At 36.9% G+C, this 2,035-nt stretch carries 3 protein-coding genes; all 3 read left to right on the top strand.

Translation table 11 applies throughout. The annotated features are described in order from the left end of the window. Positions 1–91: 91 nt before the first annotated feature. The 3 genes from Q0940_RS16980 (at position 92) to Q0940_RS16970 (ending at position 1,469) form a co-directional block, all read left to right on the top strand. A complete protein-coding gene (locus tag Q0940_RS16980; RefSeq protein ID WP_299271126.1) occupies positions 92–457 on the top strand; it encodes a DUF6334 family protein in 366 nt (121 codons plus the stop codon). Between the two features lie 109 nt (positions 458–566). Further along, positions 567–977, top strand: a complete 411-nt coding sequence (locus Q0940_RS16975) for a hypothetical protein (protein WP_299271124.1) — start codon at positions 567–569, stop codon at positions 975–977. A gap of 144 nt (positions 978–1,121) precedes the next feature. Continuing rightward, positions 1,122–1,469, top strand: a complete 348-nt coding sequence (locus Q0940_RS16970; protein ID WP_299271122.1) for a hypothetical protein — start codon at positions 1,122–1,124, stop codon at positions 1,467–1,469. The last annotated feature ends 566 nt before the right edge of the window (positions 1,470–2,035 follow it).

The raw sequence follows: 2,035 nt of genomic DNA, 5'->3' as shown, positions 1-2,035 counted from the left end.
CTATTATGGCTTTTGCTTTCAGCTAACCCACGATTAATTGGAGATCAGCACTTTCGTGGGGAGTCATTATGTCTATATCTCTAGAGAACGTATGAATTTATCTGAAATAGTTTACGATGCAGGGAATCTCCAAAGAGTAAACTTTTATTCAACACTAGAAGAAGATGATGGTTTTGATGGGGTATTGTTGGTCTTTGAAGCAACGTCATGTTTCATACGGGCAATTGATGAATCAGACGAAGTTGAATTGTTAGGTGAAATACCCGAAAACTATTTTCCCGTCGCAGGTATAGATGCCTTTAAACAATGCGTCGGGTATCCTTTGCAGTGGGCTTGGTTTTTAATTAATCAACAAGGTTATCAAGACGGTATAAAGCTTGAGTTTACAAATGGAGTTATCCTCGAATTGGTTGTAGCAGCTTCGTATTTTCAAGCTTTTGTTGTAATAGAGATATAACAAGCCATTCAAGCAGGACAAATAACAGCTGGCTATTTGCTCCTTCGTCGCTTATTTTAGCCAACTATCATTTGCCTCTTAATGGGGCGTTAGCTACCTATGGAAGAGTATGTGCTTTTTAAAAATTCACAGTAACAATCACACTTTTAAGACGTTTTGTGAAACAACAAAAGTTCCTGTTTATAGTGTCTTTGATAAAGATGAATATAGAAACAAAAGCAAAACTAGGAAAAGTGACTCTTTTGTTGTTTCCTTTGACGTTTCTGATGCTGAATGGGACGATTTCCCAGCTCAAGTTAATGATGCTATTCAATTTTTAACTGCAAATTTTTCCGAATTGGATAAGCTAATTGGTGAAATCCCAGACGCTGAAGGTTATTTGGATTTCCCTTTATATTCTAGGTTAAACGAGGAAGTGGTTAATCAAAATGATCACATTCCCAAAGACCTAATTCGCCTTGCTGGAAAGTTAAGTTTAGGTATAGAAATGGCTATCTATTCTCAAGAAGCATTTGAGTAAAGGGTAGCTAACAAGAGAATGAATAGTGATTCACTTTAGTTTGTCATTTTTAGTTGCAAACGACGCAATAAAACTGCCAAACTAGTTCACACATTATTCAGGCGTTAGCTGTTTTTTATAATCACATTACATAAGGAAATTTAAATGAAAATTAAGGCAAGTTTACAGATCACCACTCTTCTTACATCGGCATCATGTTTTGCGACGAATACTTATCAAGTAGCCACCTCTTTATACTCTCAAGACAAGCTTGTAGCTGCTCCAACGATGGTAGTTGAAGCAGATAAAATGGCATCAATAACTATGGGTAATGGCTTTAGCTATGACCTCACCGTTAAGCCAAATCAAGATGGCACAGCGGGTGTTATAACTGCTGTCACTTTTGGTGATAGCACGATAAGCCCATCTTTCACTGTTAAGTATGGCAAAAAAACAACAATAGAAATTGGCGCTCAAAAGCTTATTCTGCTTGTGAGCAAGGTTGACAGCTAACAAACGCCTTAACTCCGACAATGCTATGTTGTCATGGTTTTAGCAAACAACGCAAAAAGCCATGCCAACGCATTGCGTGTTAGGCGGGCGTTATGTTTTCAAGGATGATTCGACATTAATATTTACCGCACATTAGCAATATCAATTATTATCCCGAGTGTAATCGTCATTTTGGGTGTTCAATCTACCTACTGGTTTTCTTTACGTAGTGTGCTAACTAATATCGAAATTTTTTATTCTATTATCGCTATCATTAGTGGTATTTATCTGTTTAAAAGTATCAAGTTTCATTCAAAACCTAAATTTATTATTGCGTGGTTAACTTATTTATTTGTATTGGCACAAATAATATTTTGGGGTAGTTTACTTACAGCGTGTGCAAATGGTGATTGCCTCTAGTACGAAAACATAACAAGGCAATTAAGCAGGACTAAATACAGCGGGCTGTTCGCTCCGCTCCATTTTAGCCCACTATATTTAGCCTCTTATTGAGGCGTTGGTATGACTCCCCACGTCAAGTTAAAAACACTGATCCCTCTTAATCTTTTAAGCCTTTAATAGTTATT

This window comes from uncultured Psychrosphaera sp. (genome assembly GCF_947500655.1).
GTDB lineage: Bacteria > Pseudomonadota > Gammaproteobacteria > Enterobacterales > Alteromonadaceae > Psychrosphaera.
The sequence above is the reverse complement of the archived record's forward strand: the minus strand, read 5'-3'. Positions and strand labels throughout refer to the sequence as shown.

What these genes read in the sequence shown, in the direction of transcription:
- Q0940_RS16970 (WP_299271122.1), top strand. Translation starts at nt 1,122, where the DNA reads ATGAAAATTAAGGCAAGTTTACAGATCACCACTCTTCTTACATCGGCA.
- Q0940_RS16975 (WP_299271124.1), top strand. Translation starts at nt 567, where the DNA reads ATGTGCTTTTTAAAAATTCACAGTAACAATCACACTTTTAAGACGTTT.
- Q0940_RS16980 (WP_299271126.1), top strand. Translation starts at nt 92, where the DNA reads ATGAATTTATCTGAAATAGTTTACGATGCAGGGAATCTCCAAAGAGTA.